Source organism: Streptococcus sp. KHUD_016 (genome assembly GCF_051106465.1).
Lineage (GTDB): Bacteria > Bacillota > Bacilli > Lactobacillales > Streptococcaceae > Streptococcus.
This window is the reverse complement of the sequence record NZ_CP193663.1, coordinates 14,695-36,366: the sequence shown is the minus strand read 5'-3', so window position 1 is coordinate 36,366 and position 21,672 is coordinate 14,695. Positions and strand designations below refer to the sequence as shown.

22 protein-coding genes are annotated in these 21,672 nt (G+C 38.7%); 6 read left to right on the top strand and 16 right to left on the bottom strand.

Features of this window, described 5'->3' with window-relative positions; genetic code table 11:
- Positions 1–45: 45 nt before the first annotated feature.
- Positions 46–708: a ComF family protein gene (locus ACORHV_RS00190; protein WP_049520656.1), complete on the bottom strand. Its 663-nt coding sequence runs from the start codon at positions 706–708 to the stop codon at positions 46–48.
- Entirely contained in the window at positions 705–2,003 is a 1,299-nt protein-coding gene (locus tag ACORHV_RS00185) for a DEAD/DEAH box helicase (protein ID WP_009013606.1), read from the bottom strand. The genes ACORHV_RS00190 and ACORHV_RS00185 overlap by 4 nt, the downstream gene beginning before the upstream one ends.
- A gap of 56 nt (positions 2,004–2,059) precedes the next feature.
- Here ACORHV_RS00185 and ACORHV_RS00180 point away from each other — a divergent pair, with 56 nt between their 5' ends.
- The 3 genes from ACORHV_RS00180 (at position 2,060) to cysK (ending at position 4,177) form a co-directional block, all read left to right on the top strand.
- Complete coding sequence (locus tag ACORHV_RS00180; RefSeq protein WP_049520655.1) at positions 2,060–2,695, top strand: YigZ family protein; 636 nt, start codon at positions 2,060–2,062, stop codon at positions 2,693–2,695.
- Between the two features lie 15 nt (positions 2,696–2,710).
- Positions 2,711–3,154: a PH domain-containing protein gene (locus ACORHV_RS00175; RefSeq protein ID WP_000863900.1), complete on the top strand. Its 444-nt coding sequence runs from the start codon at positions 2,711–2,713 to the stop codon at positions 3,152–3,154.
- Positions 3,155–3,250: 96 nt separating this feature from the next.
- A complete protein-coding gene (gene cysK / locus ACORHV_RS00170; protein ID WP_000158483.1) occupies positions 3,251–4,177 on the top strand; it encodes a cysteine synthase A in 927 nt (308 codons plus the stop codon).
- A gap of 103 nt (positions 4,178–4,280) precedes the next feature.
- On the opposite strand, the gene tsf is transcribed toward cysK, so the two are convergent.
- The 12 genes from tsf to yfmF all read right to left on the bottom strand — a co-directional run bounded on the left by tsf (position 4,281) and on the right by yfmF (position 15,454).
- A complete protein-coding gene (tsf, locus tag ACORHV_RS00165) occupies positions 4,281–5,321 on the bottom strand; it encodes a translation elongation factor Ts (RefSeq protein ID WP_251464135.1) in 1,041 nt (346 codons plus the stop codon).
- Positions 5,322–5,399: 78 nt separating this feature from the next.
- Complete coding sequence (gene rpsB, locus ACORHV_RS00160; protein ID WP_000268475.1) at positions 5,400–6,179, bottom strand: 30S ribosomal protein S2; 780 nt, start codon at positions 6,177–6,179, stop codon at positions 5,400–5,402.
- A gap of 221 nt (positions 6,180–6,400) precedes the next feature.
- Positions 6,401–7,609: a peptidoglycan hydrolase PcsB gene (gene pcsB, locus ACORHV_RS00155; RefSeq protein WP_000726991.1), complete on the bottom strand. Its 1,209-nt coding sequence runs from the start codon at positions 7,607–7,609 to the stop codon at positions 6,401–6,403.
- 93 nt (positions 7,610–7,702) lie between these two features.
- A complete protein-coding gene (mreD, locus tag ACORHV_RS00150; RefSeq protein ID WP_001237915.1) occupies positions 7,703–8,197 on the bottom strand; it encodes a rod shape-determining protein MreD in 495 nt (164 codons plus the stop codon).
- 2 nt (positions 8,198–8,199) lie between these two features.
- Positions 8,200–9,015, bottom strand: coding sequence for a rod shape-determining protein MreC (gene mreC / locus ACORHV_RS00145; RefSeq protein WP_001078972.1), 816 nt, complete (start codon positions 9,013–9,015; stop codon positions 8,200–8,202).
- Between the two features lie 60 nt (positions 9,016–9,075).
- On the bottom strand, positions 9,076–9,870 hold the full coding sequence (locus ACORHV_RS00140) for an energy-coupling factor transporter transmembrane component T family protein (protein WP_125825949.1): 795 nt from the start codon (positions 9,868–9,870) through the stop codon (positions 9,076–9,078).
- Positions 9,863–10,702: an energy-coupling factor transporter ATPase gene (locus ACORHV_RS00135; RefSeq protein ID WP_434398289.1), complete on the bottom strand. Its 840-nt coding sequence runs from the start codon at positions 10,700–10,702 to the stop codon at positions 9,863–9,865. The genes ACORHV_RS00140 and ACORHV_RS00135 overlap by 8 nt, the downstream gene beginning before the upstream one ends.
- Positions 10,687–11,514, bottom strand: a complete 828-nt coding sequence (locus tag ACORHV_RS00130) for an energy-coupling factor ABC transporter ATP-binding protein (RefSeq protein WP_434398287.1) — start codon at positions 11,512–11,514, stop codon at positions 10,687–10,689. The genes ACORHV_RS00135 and ACORHV_RS00130 overlap by 16 nt, the downstream gene beginning before the upstream one ends.
- The gene (pgsA, locus tag ACORHV_RS00125) at positions 11,511–12,056 is read right to left on the bottom strand and encodes a CDP-diacylglycerol--glycerol-3-phosphate 3-phosphatidyltransferase (protein WP_434398285.1); all 546 of its coding nucleotides are present in this window, start codon (positions 12,054–12,056) and stop codon (positions 11,511–11,513) included. The genes ACORHV_RS00130 and pgsA overlap by 4 nt, the downstream gene beginning before the upstream one ends.
- 10 nt (positions 12,057–12,066) lie before the next feature.
- Entirely contained in the window at positions 12,067–12,888 is an 822-nt protein-coding gene (rodZ, locus tag ACORHV_RS00120; protein ID WP_161976028.1) for a cytoskeleton protein RodZ, read from the bottom strand.
- Between the two features lie 35 nt (positions 12,889–12,923).
- The gene (gene yfmH / locus ACORHV_RS00115; RefSeq protein WP_268702344.1) at positions 12,924–14,207 is read right to left on the bottom strand and encodes an EF-P 5-aminopentanol modification-associated protein YfmH; all 1,284 of its coding nucleotides are present in this window, start codon (positions 14,205–14,207) and stop codon (positions 12,924–12,926) included.
- The gene (gene yfmF / locus ACORHV_RS00110) at positions 14,204–15,454 is read right to left on the bottom strand and encodes an EF-P 5-aminopentanol modification-associated protein YfmF (protein WP_434398282.1); all 1,251 of its coding nucleotides are present in this window, start codon (positions 15,452–15,454) and stop codon (positions 14,204–14,206) included. The genes yfmH and yfmF overlap by 4 nt, the downstream gene beginning before the upstream one ends.
- A gap of 160 nt (positions 15,455–15,614) precedes the next feature.
- Here yfmF and yaaA point away from each other — a divergent pair, with 160 nt between their 5' ends.
- Both yaaA and recF read left to right on the top strand, forming a co-directional pair.
- The gene (gene yaaA, locus ACORHV_RS00105) at positions 15,615–15,983 is read left to right on the top strand and encodes a S4 domain-containing protein YaaA (RefSeq protein WP_000455868.1); all 369 of its coding nucleotides are present in this window, start codon (positions 15,615–15,617) and stop codon (positions 15,981–15,983) included.
- Positions 15,984–15,985: 2 nt separating this feature from the next.
- Complete coding sequence (recF, locus tag ACORHV_RS00100; RefSeq protein WP_434398279.1) at positions 15,986–17,083, top strand: DNA replication/repair protein RecF; 1,098 nt, start codon at positions 15,986–15,988, stop codon at positions 17,081–17,083.
- Positions 17,084–17,135: 52 nt separating this feature from the next.
- On the opposite strand, the gene guaB is transcribed toward recF, so the two are convergent.
- Positions 17,136–18,614, bottom strand: coding sequence for an IMP dehydrogenase (gene guaB / locus ACORHV_RS00095; protein WP_434398277.1), 1,479 nt, complete (start codon positions 18,612–18,614; stop codon positions 17,136–17,138).
- A 162-nt stretch (positions 18,615–18,776) separates the two neighbouring features.
- Complete coding sequence (gene trpS, locus ACORHV_RS00090) at positions 18,777–19,802, bottom strand: tryptophan--tRNA ligase (RefSeq protein WP_000165481.1); 1,026 nt, start codon at positions 19,800–19,802, stop codon at positions 18,777–18,779.
- A gap of 195 nt (positions 19,803–19,997) precedes the next feature.
- Between trpS and ACORHV_RS00085 the strand changes: the two genes are divergently transcribed.
- Positions 19,998–21,620: an ATP-binding cassette domain-containing protein gene (locus tag ACORHV_RS00085; RefSeq protein WP_000958796.1), complete on the top strand. Its 1,623-nt coding sequence runs from the start codon at positions 19,998–20,000 to the stop codon at positions 21,618–21,620.
- Positions 21,621–21,672: the final 52 nt, after the last annotated feature.

The following is a 21,672-nucleotide window of genomic DNA, read 5'->3' as shown; positions in this document are numbered from 1 at the left end:
TAACTATATTATAACGCTTTCATTTTCATTTTGCAAATTTTTTCCTCATCTTACAAGGGAAAAAGTTTTAACTTCCAAAGCACCTGCTTCTTCCAAAAGTCGTTTCACACGATTCACAGTTGCCCCTGTTGTATAGATGTCATCAATCAGCAAAATCTTCTTGGGAAGTGAGATTCCATCTTTAATAAAAAATGGAATTTCAGTAGCTAACCTTTCCAAACGGCTTTTAGAAGAACTAGCGCTCTCTTCTCTTTTTCCTAATATATCTTTAAAAGAAAAGCCTGCCACTTCGACCAAACCCTCAACTTGGTTAAAACCCCTCTCAAGCAATCTTTCAGGACTTAGGGGAATTACAACAAATTGATAACCTCTATACTTTTTCAGTTCCTCAGCAAGAACGGAAGCAAAAACTTTTCTAAGCAAAAAATCACCATCAAACTTATATTGACTGAAAAAGTCTTTCATAGCTTGATTATAGGTAAAGATTGCCTTATGATCAACTTCAATCCCATCTTTACACCAAGATTTACAATCTTGACACTGAGTTGACAGACCTAATTTCATACAGTTTGGACAATATTTCTCACCAATCTTCTCAAAACTAGAAGCACAAGCTGAGCAAAGATAACTGCAGTCATCTTTCAAAATGAAGAGACTACCAAAAGTCATCTCACTCTTTGTAGTCTGGCCACATAGTAAACAGTTCATAATCCCGCCTCCTTGTTCATCTGCTTGATTTCCTTGATTGCCTTCTTGATGGAAGCATTTAATCCATCATGAAAGAAGAGCAACTCACCAGTCGGTCTGTCCATACTACGCCCAACTCGACCACCAATCTGAATCAAGCTAGACTTGGTAAAGAGACGATGATTAGCTTCTACTACGAAAACATCCACACAAGGGAAGGTAACCCCACGTTCCAAGATTGTCGTACTGATCAGTATTGTTAGTTCTCCATCTCGAAAAGCTTGCACCTGCTCTAATCGGTCTTCTGTCACAGAAGACACAAAGCCGATATTCTCATTCGGGTACTGCTCCTTCAAGATTTCTTTTAGTTTTTCGCCTTTCTTAATCTCTGATGCAAAAATCAGCAGAGGATAACCTGTTCTTCTCTGTTTCTCAATATAGGTCTTTAACTTGGTTGACAATTGGTTTTTCTCTAAACAGCGATTAAAATCCGATAACCAGACAGGTTTAGGAATAATCAAAGGATTTCCATGAAACCGTCTTGGCAAGCTTAATCGTTTTAATTCTCCTGTGCGAACCTTCCTATCTAACTCATCTGTAGAAGTTGCTGTAAGGAATATCCTTAATCCATCTTCCTTTACACTATTCTTTACAGCATAGTAAAGCATAGAGTTGTCAACATAAGGAAAGGCATCTACCTCATCCACTATCAACAAATCAAAAGCATGATAAAATTTTAATAACTGATGAGTTGTTGCAATTACTAAGGGAGTTCGAAAATAGGGCTCTGATTCGCCATGGAGTAGCGCTATATCGCAAGCAAAGTCATTCTGCAGTCGCTTATACAGTTCTAAACATACATCAATTCGAGGACTGGCCAAACAAACTGCACCACCATCATCAATCACTTTAGCTACAACTTGATAGATCATCTCTGTCTTTCCAGCACCTGTCACAGCATGAACTAAAGTCGGTTCTTTCTTTTCGACTGCTCGAACCAACCCCTCTGATACCTTTTCCTGAAAAGGGGTTAACTGACCACGCCATTTGAGAACATCTTGCTTAGGAAAATCTTCCTGCGAAAAATAGTATAAGGCTTGATCACTCCTGACTCGCTTCATCAGCAAACACTCCCTACAATAGTAGACGCCGATAGGCAAATACCATTCTTCTAGAATCGAACTATTACAACGTTGACAAAACAGTTTCCCCTTCTCTTTTCTCATTGCTGGCAGTCTCACTGCTACCTGTCGTTCTTCTTCAGTTAATTCTTTCTCAGTAAACAACCGACCGAGATAATTTGGATTTACTTTCATACTTTAATATTCGTAAAAATCTAGCACTTTAGGTGTTTTTTTAGTACAATTAAATCATGGAATTTAGAACAATTAAAGAGGATGGGCAGGTCCAAGAAGAAATCAAAAAATCTCGATTTATCTGTCATGTCAAGCGTGTTTATAGCGAAGAAGAGGCTCGTGACTTCATAACTACCATCAAAAAAGAACACTATAAAGCCACCCATAACTGCTCTGCTTTTATTGTAGGAGAACGAAGTGAAATCAAGCGCACGAGTGATGATGGAGAGCCTAGTGGTACTGCTGGAGTCCCTATGCTTGGAGTCTTAGAAAATCATAATCTTACCAATGTCTGTGTAGTAGTTACCCGCTACTTTGGTGGCATCAAACTAGGTGCTGGTGGTTTGATCCGTGCCTATGCAGGTAGCGTAGCCTTGGCTGTTAAAGAAATTGGCATTATTGAAATCAAAGAACAGGCTGGCATAGCCATTCAGATGTCTTACGCTCAGTATCAAGAATATGGCAATTTCCTTAGAAAGCATCATCTCATGGAGCTGGATACAAACTTTACAGATCAAATTGCTACAATGATCTATGTTGATAAGGAAGAGAAAGAAAATATCAAAGCCGCTCTTGTTGAGTTCTTTAATGGAAAAATCACTTTAACTGATCAAGATTTACGAGAAGTTGAAGTTCCTGTAAACTTAGTGTAAACAAAGGAGAAATACATGGCGTTTGGGAAATTTATTCAAGGACTTGCTGGAAACTTTAGCGAGGAAAACAAAGAGACTCTTATTAAAGAATATGGACAATATCTACTAGAGAATGAAGAAATCCAAAGTGGATATAAGCTCATTCGTGACGCAATCATCTTTACAAATATTCGTATCATCTTTACAGATAAGCAAGGCGCTACTGGTCGCAAGGCGTCTGTTAAGTCACTCTTTTTGATGAACATTGTAAACGTTGAAATGGAAACTGCTGGAGCAGGTATAGATGATAGTGAGATTACAATCACTTACTTAGAAAATATCTTTCTAAAAGCACACAATGAGCATCTGAGTTTCCATAAATTTGAATTCCCTAAAAAAACGGACATCCTTCCGCTTTACACCTATTTATTAGAATTGGCTTATCACAATCGATTAAAAATTAATGGCTTAGACCTTTGATATAAAAAAATCCTATCACTTTGATAGGATTTCTATATTTTACAAATAGCCTTGAGCGCGTTATACTAGTATCATCTTATACAAAGAGGTATATCTATGACTATTTATAATAATATCACTGAACTAATTGGACAAACACCGATTGTTAAACTCAACAACATTGTTCCAGAGGGTGCTGCAGACGTCTATGTTAAACTAGAAGCTTTTAACCCTGGATCGTCAGTAAAAGACCGTATTGCCCTTAGCATGATTGAAAAAGCGGAACAAGATGGTATTCTAAAACCAGGTGCTACCATTGTTGAAGCAACGAGTGGAAACACTGGTATCGGTCTTTCATGGGTCGGTGCTGCTAAAGGATATAAAGTTGTTATCGTCATGCCTGAAACGATGAGTGTGGAACGACGTAAGATTATCCAAGCCTATGGTGCTGAACTCGTCCTCACTCCTGGTAGCGAAGGAATGAAAGGAGCTATTGCTAAAGCTCAAGAAATCGCTGCTGAACGTGACGGCTTCCTTCCCCTCCAATTTAATAATCCAGCTAACCCAGAAGTACACGAAAGAACAACAGGAGCTGAAATACTGGCTGCTTTCGGTTCTGATGGTTTAGATGCTTTTGTGGGTGGTGTTGGCACCGGTGGAACGATCTCAGGTGTTTCTCACGCTCTTAAAGTAGCAAATTCAAACATTCAAGTTTATGCAGTTGAGGCAGACGAGTCAGCTATCTTGTCTGGTGAAAAACCAGGACCTCACAAAATTCAAGGCATCTCAGCTGGATTTATTCCTGAAACACTTGATACAAAAGCCTATGATGGTATCGTCCGCGTAACGTCAGATGATGCTCTAGCACTTGGCCGTGAAATTGGTGGAAAAGAAGGCTTCCTTGTTGGGATTTCTTCAGCTGCAGCAATTTACGGGGCAATTGAGGTTGCCAAGAAATTAGGTACAGGTAAGAAAGTCCTTGCTTTAGCACCAGATAACGGCGAACGTTATTTGTCTACAGCACTCTATGAATTTGAAGTGTAGCCTCCTAAATGCACTTAGCCCTTATTAAAGGGCTTTTTGTTTACTTATATAGAGCCTACTCTCTAGACAAAAAGAAAAAGGAAGCAATTTGCTTCCTTTTCTATTAGTTATTCAAGGCTGCTGCCATTGTAGCTGCAACTTCAGCTTCAAAGTCATTTGCAGCTTTCTCAATACCTTCACCAACTTCAAAGCGAGCGAACTCAACTACTGAAGCGTTAACTGATTCAAGGTATGCTTCAACTGTCTTGCTGTCGTCCATGATGTAGACTTGTGCAAGAAGTGTGTATGCTTGGTCAACCTTAGTGTTGTCAAGCATGAAGCGATCCATTTTACCTGGGATGATTTTGTCCCAGATTTTTTCTGGTTTGCCTTCTGCAGCCAACTCAGCTTTGATATCAGCTTCAGCTTGAGCAATCACTTCATCAGTCAATTGTGCTTTTGATCCATACTTCAAGTGTGGAAGAGCTGGTTTACCAACCATTGCACGGCTTTCGTTATCTTGGTCGATGACGTGGTTCAATTGTGCCAACTCATCTTTAACGAATTGCTCATCCAATTCTTTGTAAGAAAGAACTGTTGGTTTCATCGCAGCAATGTGCATTGAGATTTGTTTAGCAAGCGCTTCGTCTCCACCTTCAATAACAGAGATAACACCGATACGGCCACCGTTGTGTTGGTAAGCTCCAAAGTGTTGTGTATCTGTTTTTTCGATTAAAGCAAAACGACGGAATGAGATTTTTTCTCCGATAGTTGCTGTTGCAGATACATATGCAGCCTCAAGAGTTTCACCTGAAGGCATTGTCAAAGCAAGAGCCTCTTCGTTGTTAGCTGGTTTTCCTTCAGCAATTACTTTAGCTGTTGCGTTTACCAAGTCAACGAATTGAGCGTTTTTCGCAACGAAGTCAGTTTCAGCGTTTACTTCAACTACTGCTGCAACGTTACCGTTAACAAATACACCTGTCAAACCTTCTGCAGCAACACGGTCAGCTTTCTTAGCTGCCTTCGCCATACCTTTTTCGCGAAGCAATTCGATCGCTTTTTCGATATCACCGTCTGTTTCTACAAGCGCTTTTTTAGCGTCCATAACACCGGCACCAGATTTTTCACGCAACTCTTTAACAAGTTTAGCTGTAATTTCTGCCATTTTGATTCTCCTATATTTTTTAAAAATAGGAGAGCTGGGCTAGGCCCCGCCCTCCTAGGTAATTACTATTTATATGAATTAAGCGTTGTCGCCTTCTACAACTTCAACGATTTCTTCGATTGAGTCAGCTTGAGCTTCTGAAGCTGCAAATTCAGCTTCAACTGCTGCTGCATCTTCACCTTGACGTCCTTCGATGATAGCGTCAGCCAATTTAGCTGTGATCAATTTAACAGCGCGGATAGCGTCATCGTTAGCTGGGATGATTACATCGATATCGTCTGGGTCAGTGTTTGTGTCAACCATCGCTACAACTGGGATACCCAATTTTTTAGCTTCTTTAACAGCGATTTGCTCTTTATGTGGGTCAACTACGTACATTACATCTGGGATACGAGGCATGTCTTCGATACCACCCAAGAATTTTTCAAGACGTGCACGTTGTTTGTTAAGAAGTGCAACTTCTTTCTTAGGAAGAACGTCGAAGATTCCTTCTTCTTCCATACGTTTGATTTCTTTCAAACGAGCAATACGTTTTTGGATAGTTCCCCAGTTAGTAAGAGTTCCACCCAACCAACGGTGGTTGATGTAGTATTGACCTGAACGCTCTGCTTCTTCTTTAACAGCGTCAGCAGCTTGTTTCTTAGTACCAACAAACAACACAACTGCATCGTTAGCTGCTGCATCACGCATAAAGTCGTAAGCTTGGTCAGCGTATTTTACAGTTTGTTGCAAGTCGATAACGTGGATTCCGTTACGCTCAGTGAAGATGTACTTAGCCATCTTAGGGTTCCAGCGACGAGTTTGGTGACCAAAGTGTACACCAGCCTCAAGAAGTTGTTTCATTGAAATTACTGCCATGAGTATTTCTCCTTTTTGTTTTTTCCTCTCCTAGACTTCAACTTGCAAGACGACCCGAGGGCAACAGTCTCACAATTCATCAAGAATGAGTATTATCGTTTACACGACAAGTTTCATTCTATCATATTTTATCAATATTTTCAAGTGTTTTTGCTAGTTTTTAGCCTAACTTAAGACTAAAAAAGAAAAGAGACTCACATCGAGCCTCTTCGTTTCATTCATTAGTTTGGATAGATGTAAGTAACATAACCTTCAGAAGTTGTAGTTGGGTTGAACCATCCACGTTTGTTACCGATTGTACGATCTCCACCGTAGTTTGATTCTGATACTTGAATGCTAGTTGATGATGAAACTGCTGTAACAACCGCTACGTGTCCATATCCACCGTCATTCCAACATGCAATCGCACCAACTTGTGGAGTTGATCCTGTACGAAATCCTGCAGCTGCTGCACTTGTAGCCCACTGCGCTCCGTTACCCCAGTAATCCCCAGCCCAAGGTGCTAATGTCTTAGCTCCCCAAGTACATTCACCAGTTGGATAACTTGAAGCGTTCGTACTGTATGTTGGACGCTGTCTAGTTGGAGTTGGAGCAGGTGCTGGAGTATAGCTTGAATCATCATCTGACGAAGAGCTTGAAGTTGCTTGCACTTGATCTGAAAGTGTTGTATTTCCAGAAGCAACAACTGATTGTTGTTGGCTTGTTTGACGTGCTTTATAAGCCGCTTCTGCTTCAGCTGCTGCTTTTGCTTCTGCCTCTGCTGCTGCTTTTTGTTCCAATAAAGTAGCTTTATCACTTTCTGCAGTAGCTTTCTCTGCAGCAAGGTTTAACTCAGCAACTTTCAACTCTGCTTGTTTTGTTGTCAATGCTTGTGCATCGTCAGCAAGCGTTTGTTGGTTCGCAATGACAGTGTTGATTGCTTCATTATTTGCAACCTGTTTTTCAGCAATAGATTTCTTATCAGCTTTCTGTTGTTCCAACATTTTGTTGTTAGCTGATACAATCTCGCTCATGGCTGCAACACGTGAAATAGCTTCCGTAATTGATTTTGAGTTTACAATTGTATTGATGTAGCTAGTTGCAGCACCGTTAGTTTGTGCGCTACGTGCTTGTTTCTCCAAAGATTCATTACGAGCAACAATGTTCTTAGAGAGCTCTGTAATTTCTCCTTCAAGTTTTTTAGATTCAGCCTGTAGAGTTTCATTCTCAGCTTCCAAGTTCGTTTGTTGAGTTTGGATAGCTGTAACTTGCGTTTGGATTTCATCTACTTGTTTTTGAGCTTCTTTTTGTTGAGATGTCAAATTACTAATCTTACTATCTTGAGCAGCAATCTTTTCATCAGTTGTTTCAGCGTGGACAGTTGTCAATACTGCCGCTTGAGACACTAATACTGTACTTAATAAAAGTGACGCTAAGATTTTTTTCTTCATATTGTGTAGATACTCCTTCTATTTAAGACATTACTAGTATACCAAAAAAAGACATAATAAATATTACGCCTTTGTTACATTTTTATTTCTTTCTTATAGATAACATTTTTCAAAAATATATTGGAAAATAAGCATCCATAAAAAGTTTAAAATCATTGATGGGACAAGGCTATAGACGATGAAAACTGGCATCGATTCTACTGTCAATCCCATAGCAAGAGCAAGGAGGTAGCTCCCCATATCAAATAGGAAACTCATCACAACTATTGTTAACATTCTTGTCCAACGGTTTAGCAAAATTACACTATTAAATTTATGGAGCGAAGCTCCTATCAAGATAAATAGAAGTGTTGCAATTCCTATCAAGTGGAAAAAATAGATATCGTACACCAAACCCACTATACCGCAATAAGCTAGATAGAGATATTCTGAAACCTCAATTGTCTCAAACAAGAGAAATAAAAACAGAAAATGACTTGCTAAATGAAAGTGAGGGAAGAAGGATCCCGCTAATTGTCCAATATGTGCATCAATTAGTACAACAAAAGGGAGTAAAAAGAAAATACCAATTTGTTTTAACAGTCTCATTGCTAATTCCCCACTAACTCAACCACATGAAGATTTTTGGTGTCAGCACTTAACTTTACTGTTACCTCCTTTGTTAGATAATCACTGCTGTGTGTTGTAGCAACAACCTCTCCAACAGGGATATCCTTAACATTAAAGTTTCCGAGCCCCCCTGTAGTCACCTTGTCTCCCGCGCTAATGTCGCTGTTGCTGTTTAATTGACTAATTTTAAGCAGTTCAGATTCCTTATCATAACCAACGATAATCCCGTAAATTTCAGTAGAGCCATGCAGGATTTTAACAGAAATTTTGTCTGAATTTTCGGTGTTTGTCAATAGGTTGATCGTTGTTGAATGATCCTCCACCTTTGAAACACTACCAATCAAACCCCCGTTTGCAATGGCCAACATATTTTCAGAAGCTCCTTTTGAACTTCCCACATCAATTGTTAACTCTTGTTTCCAAGATACTGGAGCTCGCATAATCACATCTGCTGAAATGGTTTTTGTAGCCTGCAATTTTGACTTCATATCCAGCAACTGACGTAATTGTTCATTTTCATTTTTTAAACTTTCTGATTGATTAGACTCCACCTCTAGTTGATAAAGCTGTTTTTTTAGACTTTCGTTTTCATTGTAAGTCTGCGTCAAATGTCCCAAATCCGATTTGAAAGTATCAAACCACTGAAAGGGTTTCTGAACAATTCTATCTACTAAAGAAATCCCATCTCCTAGTTTCGTCACAATAGCGCTTGAATAGGTTGTCACTAATAGAACAGAAACTGCCAGAACTGTGACAAAAACGATGATTAGATATTTTGATTTTTTAAAACGGTTCATATTCCTACCTTTATACTAAAAACCTGCTACTGTGAGCTTCTTACCAATCCTACAAACCTGCTAAGATTTTAAGAAAAATAAGAAACATCCCAGTACCAAAATCACAAGAATTGCCAGTGTATCCTTTTGACTCCATCTCAATTGTCTATACTGACTTCTACCCTTTCCTCCCTGATAACCACGCGCTTCCATGGCTATTGCCAATGAATCTGCACGCTTTAAGCTCGTCGCAAAAAGAGGAATTAAAATCGGAATCATAGCCTTTACTTTTTGAACGATGCTACCTTCGCCAAAGTCAACTCCACGAGCTTTTTGAGCATTCATAATTCTCGTTGTGTCATCCATCAAGGTTGGAACAAAACGCAAACTCATTGATAACATGAGACCAATTTCATGAACGGGAACTTTCACGCGTTTCAGCGGTGCTAAAAGAGCTTCAACTGCAGCTGCCAGACTCAAAGGCATGGTCGTTAAGGTTAGCAAGGTTGAAAAGAAAATAATCAACACAAAACGACAGAAAATGATTCCTGCTTGTTGCAAAGCATAATCCGTTATTCTTATAAAAGAAAACTCAAATAGGACATTTCCACTTGAAATGAAAAAGAGCTGAAAAAGAGTCGTAAAAGCAATCAAGAAGAACATGGATTTTAATCCCTGAACGAAAAATGAGAGAGAAACGCCCGATAATGCGATAAATATACCTGTCGCTACAAACAGAACGAGATTGGTGAGAGGATTATTGGCCCAAAATACAATCAAAATCAACAGGATCATAGCGAGCAATTTACTACGGGGATCCAAGCGATGAATAATGGAATCTCCTGGTATATAACGCCCTAAAATCATACTATCCATTTAGCGACTCCTTAAACTCCTCTATCTTGATTGGCAGTTTTTTAAAAGCTACACCTCTATCTGCCAAACGTTTACAAAAGGCTGTGATTTTAGGCACACCTAACTGTACTTTTTCCATAGAGGCTACATCTTGGAAAACATCACTTGGTTTGCCACTTTTGACCAAACTCCCCTTTTCCATAACATAGACCTGATCAGCATACGTAGCTACATCATCCATCAAATGCGTTACCAGGACGATTGTCATTCCAGAAAGATGAAGTTTTTTAAACAGGGTCATCAATTCTTTTCTGCCCAGAGGATCTAGCCCTGCTGTTGGCTCATCCAAAACCAAGACAGTAGGCTCCATGGCTAGTATCCCTGCAATGGCCACACGTCTCATCTGACCACCCGAAAGTTCAAATGGACTCCTCTCAAAGAGTGACTCATCAATGCCCACCAAGGCTAACTTTTCACGCGCAATTTCCTGTGCTTCTTCCTCAGAAACTCCAAAATTTTGTGGTCCAAACGCAACATCTTTCAAAACAGTTTCTTCGAAAATCTGATTTTCAGCAAATTGAAACACTAGACCGACTTGCTTTCGAATCTGTCGAATTTCTTTATTTGTTGATGTAGGAGTAATGACGGTATCGAAAACTCGAACAGAACCCTTACTTGGAAGCAATAGGCCATTTAAAAGCTGTAAGATCGTCGATTTCCCACTACCTGTATGTCCTATCAAAGCTGTATAGGAGCCGTCCTCAATCGCCAAGGAAACATCAGTCAAGGCTGATGAAGATAGGGGAGTCCCCTCTTGATAGGTAAAGCTCACATTTTCTAGAGTAATTCCCATAACTTGTCCTCTAGCTCTCCTTCTGTCAAATAACCATCTGGCAACTGATAGCCTGTCTCTCTCAAAGATTCTCTCAATTGATTCGTAAAGGGATCATCTAAGCCTATCTGGTCAAGGTCGTCCCGAGAAAAAAGTTCTCTTGGGCTACTGGTTGACTCCACTTGGCCTTTTTTCATGACCAGGACACGGTCACTCATCGCAACTTCTTCCAAGTCATGCGTAATGGAGACAACTGTCATCTGATAGTCTTTTCGAATCTCTTGAACTGTCTGAATCAGTTCTCTGCGCCCCTCGGGATCCAACATACTTGTAGCCTCGTCCAGAATCAAAATAGCAGGTCTCAAGGCAACAACTCCTGCAATGGCCACCCGTTGTTTTTGTCCACCAGATAAGCGGGCTGGTTCTCTCTTCTTAAAGTCTAGCATACCTACTAACTCCAAAGATTCAGCCACTCTTTTCTTCATTTCTTCACGAGGAAGTCCCTGATTTTCTAGACCGAAGGCAACATCATCTTCAACAGTTGCCCCAACAAATTGATTATCTGGATTTTGAAAAACCATACCAATTTGACGACGCAAGTCCCAAACATTCTCCGAGGATAGCAATTGGCCATCTATCCAGATTTCTCCAGACTCCGCTTCAAGCAAGCCATCAATCAAACGAATAGTTGTTGACTTCCCACTCCCATTATGGCCTACGATTGAGAGCCACTCCCCACGTTTCACGTGAAACGTAACGCTGTTAACATCATAATACTCTTGATCTTCTTTGTATCGAAAAGACAGATCTTTTACTTCAATAATCGATTTCATTTCGAACCAAATGTCCCTTTGAATAGATGAGCGCTACCCTTGAAATAATCATAACCAGAGTAGATAGTGAAAAACAAAGCGATATAAAGCAACAGTTGCCCAATTAAATTCCAATGTAAGAGCAAAAAGATAATGGCAAACATTTGACTAAAGGTCTTGATTTTCCCAGACATCGCTGCCGCCAGAACTGTTCCTCCTGTCTCAACGAGCAACAGACGTAGGCCTGTCACAGCAAGTTCACGACAGATGATAATAGCAACAACCCAAGCTGGGGCCATACCCAACTCAATCAACATGATAAAAGCTGACATAACCAACAGCTTATCCGCCATTGGATCTGCAAACTTTCCAAAGTTGCTAACCACATTCCATTTACGAGCAAGGTAACCATCAAGATAATCCGTTATACTAGCAACTGCAAAGATGATCGCTGCTAGCAAATGACTGCCTTGTGAATGGCCCAAAGTCAAAATAAGAATAAAGAGAGGTATAAAGAGAATTCTACCAATAGTTAATACATTAGGAATTTGTTCTTTTTTCATTGATTTTTCCTTAATCTGTAGTAAATGTAAGTGTCACAGTTCCAGTCTGAGTTGTCAGCTTCGAGGTGTCAATCGTTTGATTGTCCACAGTCACAGTAACTCCCTTCACTACACCTAAAGTAATGGTAACGGGGTTCTTAGTTGAAACTGTTGTTTTTGCATTCTTATTGTCTGCGGATAGTGTCACACCACCCTCCAGCTCACTTCCTGAAACACTTACCCAACTAGTTGCATCTGATACTGCCAGTTGAACAGTAGCGATTTCCTTACTCGTTTTATACCGAGCTTCAATGCGGTTTCCTTCGCCTGACACTGTAATAGTTGATTCCGTAGTAGAAGACGAGCTAGACGTCTGACTACTAGAAGATGAACTAGATGAGGTTGTGGAACTAGTTGAACTCACAACACTATAATTAGCTGAAGAAGGACTTGGCTGAGTTTGGATGTAGTTCCAAACATAGTAAGTGACAAAAATTAAAATTGACAAAGCAAATAGAACGAAATAAAACAAGGGGAGATAAGACGTTTTTTTCTTATTTGATCGTCTGCGACCAGACAAGTCTTCTTCATCGACATCTACCTCTTCATAAGTGATCATACTACCTGAATCATATGCATCCAAAACAATTCTTTCATCTAACTCTACTGCCCAGGCATATTTTCTTAAAAAAGAACGAGCATAGAAGGTACTAGGAAGTTGATCAAAATCATCTGCCTCCATAGCTTCTAGAAAATGCAACTGAATTTCAGTTTTTTCCTGCAATTCTTCTAAACTCAATCCCTGATTAATTCTAGCTAAACGTAGAACCTCGCCAATTGTTTTTTTTCTCATACGTACCATTCCTTCTTTCTAGTATTAGTCATCTTTTAAGCTGGAAAGATTGTAAAATCAACTAGATCACCATTATCAATCAAACGATGTCCAGCTTCTAGAACATCCTCCAAAGTAATTTCCTGTAAAATTTTCGGAAAATCAAAAATTGTTTCTCCGCGATCCATCGGATCGTATTGAGTTGCAATAAATTCCAAAGAGTTCATGCTACTGAAAAATTCCCCAAACATCTCACTCTTAACAAGATCTAAATGTTCCTCTGTAATATCCGCATCACTACTAAACTGACGAATCGCTTTACGAAATTGATTCGACAGAGAAACAGGCTCTTTGGTGTCCATTGTCAATATCACAAAATGAAAGCGACTGTTGACTTCAACCTCAAGTGACAATGACGCATCTAACTTCCCAGTCTCATATAACCTTTGAAAACGATCAGAAGTCCAACCAAACATCATCGTAAATAGTAATTTCAATAAAATATTGTAACGATAAGACTCAGCTTCTGTTATTTGCCCATTACCTCTAATCGCAACAGCAAGTTTGGGTGAAGAAACTTCCATCCGAAGACTATCTGTTTGCTTCACAGGCTGTAAGGGTAGTTGCTCTTTTGTAACTGTAAACTGTTCTAGAGTCTTCTTTTCCTTTTTCGAAAAGTATTCCTCAACAACTTTTACATCAATATTTCCAACCAAAAACAGTGACATGTTGACAGGTTTGTAAAAATCTGTAAAGTTCTCTTTTAAATTTGAAACTTGAATCTCAGAAATTGATTTTTCACTTCCAACTATATCTGTCGCTAAAGGAGTATCAGGATAAAGGTTGGCTAATGTTGAAAAAAACAAACGTGAGTCTGGATCATCTTGGTACATTTCTCGTTCTTGCTGGATAATAGCCTGTTCCCTCAAAACAGACTCTTCAGTAAAATGAACATCTCCGACTAACTCATCTAGCAAATCTAAATTCTCTAATAGATGGTCAATTGTTGAAAAAAGATAGCTGGTCTTAATAAAGCTTGTAAAGGCATTACTGTCCGCACCTAATCGAGTAAACGCAGCCATTATATCCTCAGAATTTTCTCTTTCAAACAATTTATGTTCAAGAAAATGTGCAATTCCTGCTGGATGATGACGTAAACCTTTTTCCAAGCTTGTATAAGTTGCATCTACAGAACCAAATTGAACCGTTACAATCCCATAAACCTCATTGAAATCTTGTTTAGGAAGTAAAGAAACTGTCAACCCATTTGACAATTGTGTTTTGTAGACTGTTTCCTTTACAGCAGAATAGTATTTTTCTTCAAAAGTAACCTTTGTCATTCTACTCCTTCCATAAAGTAAATCGCTTGTAACTTCAAACTGTTGGCAACTTTACAGACAGCTTCTTTATCAACACTCTCTAATTTTGCCACCAATCGATCAATGTCAAAGCTTGATTTCCCCAATAGAGCATTCAAATAGACTCTTTCAACTAGGGTCTGTTGATTATCTTGAGCCATCAACAAAGATCGTCGAATCATCTCCTTGGTTTGTTCAAGTTCAAAATCTGTAAAGTTACCCTTTTTCAGATCTAGCAATTGATGATTCATCATTTTTCTAGCCTGATTTCGATTTTCTCTATCAATACCCGCATACATCCTTAACAGACCACTAAACAAATCCAATTGACTCGAGACTGTATAGGCTATTCCAGCATTTTCACGAACGTTTGTAAAAAGTTTCGAATGTGCAAATTCACCCAACAAACCATTCATCACAAGCATGGGCAAATGCTCATCATCACCATATTTTACAGGAGAATGATAACCCAATTCCAAAATGGATTGCCCAACATTCCTCTGAATCATTCCCTCTCGTAGGACATTCGAATAAGATTGATGGTACTGGATAGTGATGCCGTTCTCTCTAGCTGTAAAGGGTAATGACTTCAGCGATTCTGCAATTTCTACTTCATTAAAATCACCTAAGAAAAAGAAATCAATACAATCATTTTTCAGAGCATCTTGAAAGCAAGTGTAGCTACTTTCCGGAGACTCACTTAAAATGCTATTTCGTAAATCACTGTATCTCAATTGAAGACGCTCATCATGGAAGAACAAGCTATCCAACTCCTTATGAGCAAAATAAAATGAATCATCCATATCAGTAGCTAAACTAGCCAATAACTGTTTTCTTTCAATTTCAAATAAAGTTGGCTCAAAAGCACCATCTTGAGCTAAGGGAGCAAATAAAGTCTGTTTCACCAATTCCAAAATTCGAGAAGTCAAGACATTCTTTTTACTTAAAAAATCATCCCTCACATAAGTAAACGTTAAGTCAAGAATATGTGCCCGTCCCCTACGATAAGCACTTGTGGAAATATCTGTTCCATATAAACTTGCCAAGTATCTGCGAAATACTTGAGATGTTGGGTAAACTTGATTTGCCGTCTCCAACATACTCGCGCTCAACATACGTCCTGCTATTGTTTCAAGAGATAAGGGAGCAGTAAAACGAATGGTGATCTTATTTGTTTTAAACTTTTTGGATTGAACAAAATGTGCTGAAATTCCAGGCACTAATTCCATACCTTACCTCCTTACATATAGAGTTCTATTATACCACGAAAATCAAAATTTTTCTTGTTCTCTTTATAGCTTTAAAGAGTAAAACCGTTTTCATTTCAGCTAACTTTCCTTCAGCTATTTCAAGGAAAATATGGTATAATACCAAAGATTGAGGTGAATTATGGAATACAAATTATTTGAAGAATTTATTACACTCCAAGCCCTCCTAAAAGAGATTGGAATTATACACAGCGGTGGTGCTATCAAATCCTTTTTAATAGATCATCAAGTTTACTTTAATGGCGAGTTAGAAAGTAGACGTGGGAAAAAAATCCGTATTGGAGATACGATTGACATTCCTGATTTAAAGATTGACATCACCTTGACAAAACCAAGTTTAAAAGAGCAAGAAGAGTATCAAGCAGATAAGATTGAGAAAGAGCGAATTGCTAAACTTGTCAAAGAGATGAATAAAGGTGTCAAGAAAGAAAAACAAAAAACTTCTTCATCGCCTAAAACCAAACAAGTTCCACGTTTTCCAGGAAGATAACCATGTGGCTCCAACATTTAACAATTAAAACCTTTCGAAACTACAAAGAGGCAAAAATTGATTTCAATCCAAAATTAAATGTCTTTCTAGGTCAAAATGCACAAGGAAAAACCAATATTCTAGAAGCAATCTATTTCTTGGCCTTGACACGTAGTCATCGGACTCGTACAGATAAAAATCTCATTCATTTTGATGAAGAACAACTCCATCTTTCTGGCTTGCTACAGAAAAAAACAGGCTCTATCCCTCTAGAAATTGATTTAACACCAAAAGGGCGTGTGACTAAAGTCAATCACTTAAAACAAGCTCGCCTCTCTGACTACATCGGACATATGAATGTGGTTCTCTTCGCACCTGAAGATCTCCAGCTAATTAAAGGAGCGCCTTCTGTCCGTCGAAAGTTTATAGACATTGAACTGGGACAAATAAAACCAATCTACTTGTCAGACTTGTCAAACTACAATCATATACTCAAACAGAGAAATACTTATCTAAAATCCAGCCAGAAGATTGACGATACATTTCTGTCAGTCTTAGACGATCAGCTAGTAGAGTATGGGTGTCGTGTTATAAAGCATCGGATAAAATTCATTAAAGACTTAGAGAAATTTGGTCAAAAAAAACACTTAGAAATTTCAAATGAATTAGAAGAGCTGTCAATATCTTATCAATCATCTGTCAACTTCACTAATGAAGAACAGCTAACAAGTTCTTTTAAAATGGCTTTGGATAAAAGCAGATCCAGAGATTTATTTAAAAAGAATACTGGAGTTGGCCCTCATCGAGATGATATTTCTTTTTATATCAATGGAATGGACGCTAGTTTTGGAAGCCAAGGTCAACATCGTAGTCTAGTACTTTCTATCAAACTAGCAGAGATTGAACTAATGGAAAGTATTACAAACGAGTCTCCGATACTACTGCTTGATGATGTTATGAGCGAACTTGACAATACACGGCAACTAAAATTACTAGAAACTATTTCTCAATCTATCCAAACCTTTATCACAACAACAAGTTTAGACCACTTGCAAAATTTACCAGAAAACCTTAGTATTTTCAATATTCAAAATGGTAAAATTTCTGTAAATCAACATTGACAACTTTGTAAACAAAAAGAACTCCTGAAAATCAGGAGTTCTTTTTTACTACTTACATAGAGTAGTTTGGTGCTTCATTAGTGATTTGTACATCATGAGGATGGCTTTCTTTTAGACCAGCCCCAGACATTTCAATAAATTGTGCATTATCATGTAGTTCTTTAAGGTTAGCTGCACCACAGTAACCCATACCAGAGCGAATACCACCAATCATTTGGAAAACAATATCAGCTGCTGCGCCTTTATAGGCAACACGGCCTTCAATTCCTTCTGGAACGAGTTTGTTTGCTTCATTGACCGCACCTTGGAAGTAACGGTCACTTGAACCTTTCTTCATTGCAGCGATTGATCCCATACCACGGTAAGTCTTAAACTTACGTCCTTGGAAGATTTCCGTTTCACCTGGTGCTTCATCTGTTCCAGCAAACATTGAACCAAGCATAACTGCATTTCCACCTGCAGCAAGGGCTTTTACAATATCTCCAGAGTACTTGATTCCACCATCAGCAATGATTGTTTTACCATATTCGCGCGCAACTGCTGCCGCATCATAAATTGCTGTCACTTGTGGGACACCCACACCTGCAATCACACGAGTAGTACAGATAGAACCTGGTCCAATCCCTACTTTGACAACATCCACACCCGCATCATAAAGAGCACGCGCACCTTCTGCAGTTGCAATATTACCAGCAATCAAAGTGCGATCTGGGAAGTGAGCACGAATTTCAGCAATTTTACGTAGAACCCCAGCAGAGTGACCATGTGCAGTATCAATAACAATTGCGTCAGCCCCTGCTTCAAAGAGAGCCTCTGCACGTTCAAATGTATCTGAAGTGACACCCACCGCACCAGCAACTAGAAGACGACCAAATTCATCTTTGGCAGCATTTGGAAACTCAATAACTTTTTCAATATCCTTAATAGTAATCAAGCCAGAAAGACGGCCTTCTTCGTCAACCAAAGGAAGTTTTTCAATACGGTGTTCTTGAAGAATATGTTCAGCTGTTGCAAGATCTGTACCAACAGGGGCAGTGACAAGATTTTCACTGGTCATATGGTTTGAGATTGGTTGATTGTAATCTGAAATAAAGCGAAGATCTCGGTTTGTTAGAATACCAACCAATTTACGATTTTCAAGTGTCTCCACAACTGGAACACCACTGATACGGTAACGTCCCATCAGTTCATCTGCTTCAGCAATCGTGTGTTCTGGAGTCAAGAAGAATGGATCAATAATAACACCATTTTCAGAACGTTTTACCTTACGAACTTCATCTGCCTGTTGCGCAATAGACATATTTTTATGGATTACTCCAAGACCACCCGCACGAGCAATAGCAATAGCCATTTGACTTTCTGTGACTGTATCCATGGCGGCTGTTATAATTGGGATATTTAAAGTCAGATTATCTGCCAATTTTGTTGTTAAATCTGCATCATTAGGCAACACATGACTTTCTGCTGGAATTAGCAATACATCATCAAAGGTAAAACCTTTTTTTAAAAATTTAGTATCCCAATTAGACATTGAAGTTTCCTCTTTTCTTTCTTTTTGAGCTTGACTCTTTTTGTATTGTATCTATCATACCATTCTATGAAAATTTGTCAATTATATTTATGGTAGAAATCATAAAAAAACTATCCCTGTGATCCTATGGAAGAGATAGTTTTACGATTCATATTTTATCTATTATTTAAAATAATTTAGTCCCATTGCTCCCTTAACTTCAGATAGAGTTTGCCCCGCAACCTCACGCGCTTTCTCACTACCTTTTTGAAGCATATTGTACACTTCTCCCATATCCTTAGCAAATTCGATACGGCGCTCACGAATAGGGCCAAGTTCCCGTTCTAATATTTCAAGTAGATAACGTTTCGTCTTCACATCACCAAGACCACCACGTTGATAATGTTCTTTCATATCTGCAATGTCTTGAGCATCTTCTGGACGACCAAACACATCTAGATAATGGAAAACCATATTTCCTTCAATCTTACCTGGATCCTCAACCCGAATATGGTCTGGATCAGTATACATGCTCATGACTTTTTTACGCAACGTATCCGCATCATCAGCTAGATAAATACCATTATTAAGGGATTTAGACATTTTAGCATTTCCATCTAAACCAGGCAAACGTCCTGCTCTCTCATTTTCTGGATAAATACCTTCCGGTTCCACCAAGACATCACAGTTATATGCGTTGTTAAAAGAACGAACAATCTCGCGAGTCTGCTCAATCATTGGTTTCTGATCTGTCCCAACAGGAACATAATTAGCCTTGAAGGCAGTAATATCTGCTGCTTGCGCAATCGGATAAACCAAAAATCCTGTCGGAATACTTTCTCCAAACCCTTTTTGAGCAATCTCTGTTTTTACTGTCGGATTTCGTTCCAAACGAGCTAGTGACACCAAATTCATATAGTACATAGATAGTTCAGCCAACTCTGGGATTTGGCTTTGAATAAAGATAGTTGACTTACTTGGATCTAATCCAACTGCTAGGTAATCTAAGGCAACATTCCCAATCGATTCTACAATCGTTTGAGGATCTTTGGCGTGATCTGTCAATGCTTGTTGGTCCGCCAAAAAAACAAACATCTCATACTTGTCTTCTTCCTGAAGTAATACTCTGTTTCTAAGGCTCCCAACATAATGTCCAATATGCAGTTTTCCTGTTGGGCGATCTCCTGTTAAAATAATGGGTTTTGTCATTTTTTTCTCCTTCGAAATGGTCTCTTCAATTATAGCATTTTTTTGTTAAAATAACAGAAAATTATTAAAATCAAACAACTAACTCATTGTAAATAAACCTGTAAACTTAATTGACACAAAATTGACAAACAAAAATTTGAATATTTCTCTCTTTTCTAGTAGAATAAATATATTACATATTATAGGAGAAAAACATTGCTTACAGTATCTGATGTTTCACTACGTTTTAGTGATCGCAAACTTTTTGATGATGTCAATATCAAATTTACAGAAGGAAATACATACGGATTAATTGGTGCTAATGGTGCTGGGAAGTCTACATTCTTAAAAATCTTAGCTGGTGATATCGAGCCAACAACTGGTCACATCTCTCTTGGTCCAGATGAACGTCTCTCTGTTCTCCGTCAAAATCATTTTGACTATGAAGATGAGCGAGTTATTGATGTCGTCATTATGGGAAATGAAAAACTTTACAACATCATGAAAGAAAAAGATGCCATTTACATGAAGGAAGATTTTTCCGATGAAGATGGTGTTCGTGCAGCTGAACTTGAAGGTGAATTTGCTGAACTTGGAGGTTGGGAATCAGAAAGTGAAGCATCTCAATTACTTCAAAACCTAAACATTCCAGAAGAATTGCACTATCAAAACATGAGCGAATTGTCTAATGGTGAAAAAGTGAAGGTTCTCCTTGCTAAAGCCTTATTTGGTAAACCTGATGTTCTTCTTTTGGACGAGCCAACCAATGGTTTAGATATCCAATCGATTACTTGGCTAGAAGACTTCTTGATTGACTTTGATAACACCGTTATCGTTGTATCCCATGACCGTCACTTCTTAAACAAAGTATGTACTCATATGGCCGACCTTGACTTTGGAAAAATCAAACTCTATGTCGGAAACTACGACTTTTGGAAGGAATCTTCTGAGCTTGCTGCTAAATTGCTAGCAGACCGTAATGCCAAGGCAGAAGAAAAAATTAAGCAATTGCAAGAATTCGTTGCTCGCTTCTCTGCCAACGCTTCTAAGTCAAGACAAGCAACGTCTCGTAAAAAAATGCTTGACAAGATTGAATTAGAAGAGATTGTTCCTTCTAGTCGTAAATACCCATTTATCAACTTTAAAGCAGAACGTGAGATTGGTAATGATCTCTTGACAGTAGAAAATCTAACTGTAAAGATTGATGGCGAAACTATCCTAGACAATATTAGTTTCATCTTGCGTCCAGGTGATAAGACAGCTCTTATTGGACAAAATGACATCCAAACGACTGCATTAATTCGTGCAATTATGGGTGACATCGACTATGAAGGAACTGTCAAGTGGGGAGTTACTACTAGCCGTTCTTACTTGCCAAAAGACAACTCGGCTGATTTTGCAGGAGGAGAGTCAATCCTTGACTGGCTGCGTCAATTTGCAAGTAAAGAAGAAGATGACAATACCTTCCTACGTGGTTTCCTTGGTCGTATGCTCTTTTCTGGAGATGAGGTTAACAAAACTGTAAACGTCTTGTCAGGGGGAGAAAAAGTACGTGTCATGCTTTCAAAACTCATGCTCTTGAAATCAAATGTCCTTGTACTTGATGATCCAACAAATCACTTGGACTTGGAATCTATCTCAAGCTTGAACGATGGATTGAAAAACTTTAAAGAATCAATCATCTTTGCTAGTCATGATCACGAGTTCATTCAAACTTTAGCAAACCATATTATTGTTTTGTCTAAGAATGGCGTCATTGATCGTATCGATGAAACCTATGATGAATTCCTAGAAAATGCAGAAGTACAAGCAAAAGTTAAAGAACTTTGGAAAGATTAAATAAGACTTCAAAACTCAGTTGGGGTAACCAACTGAGTTTTCTATCATTCTA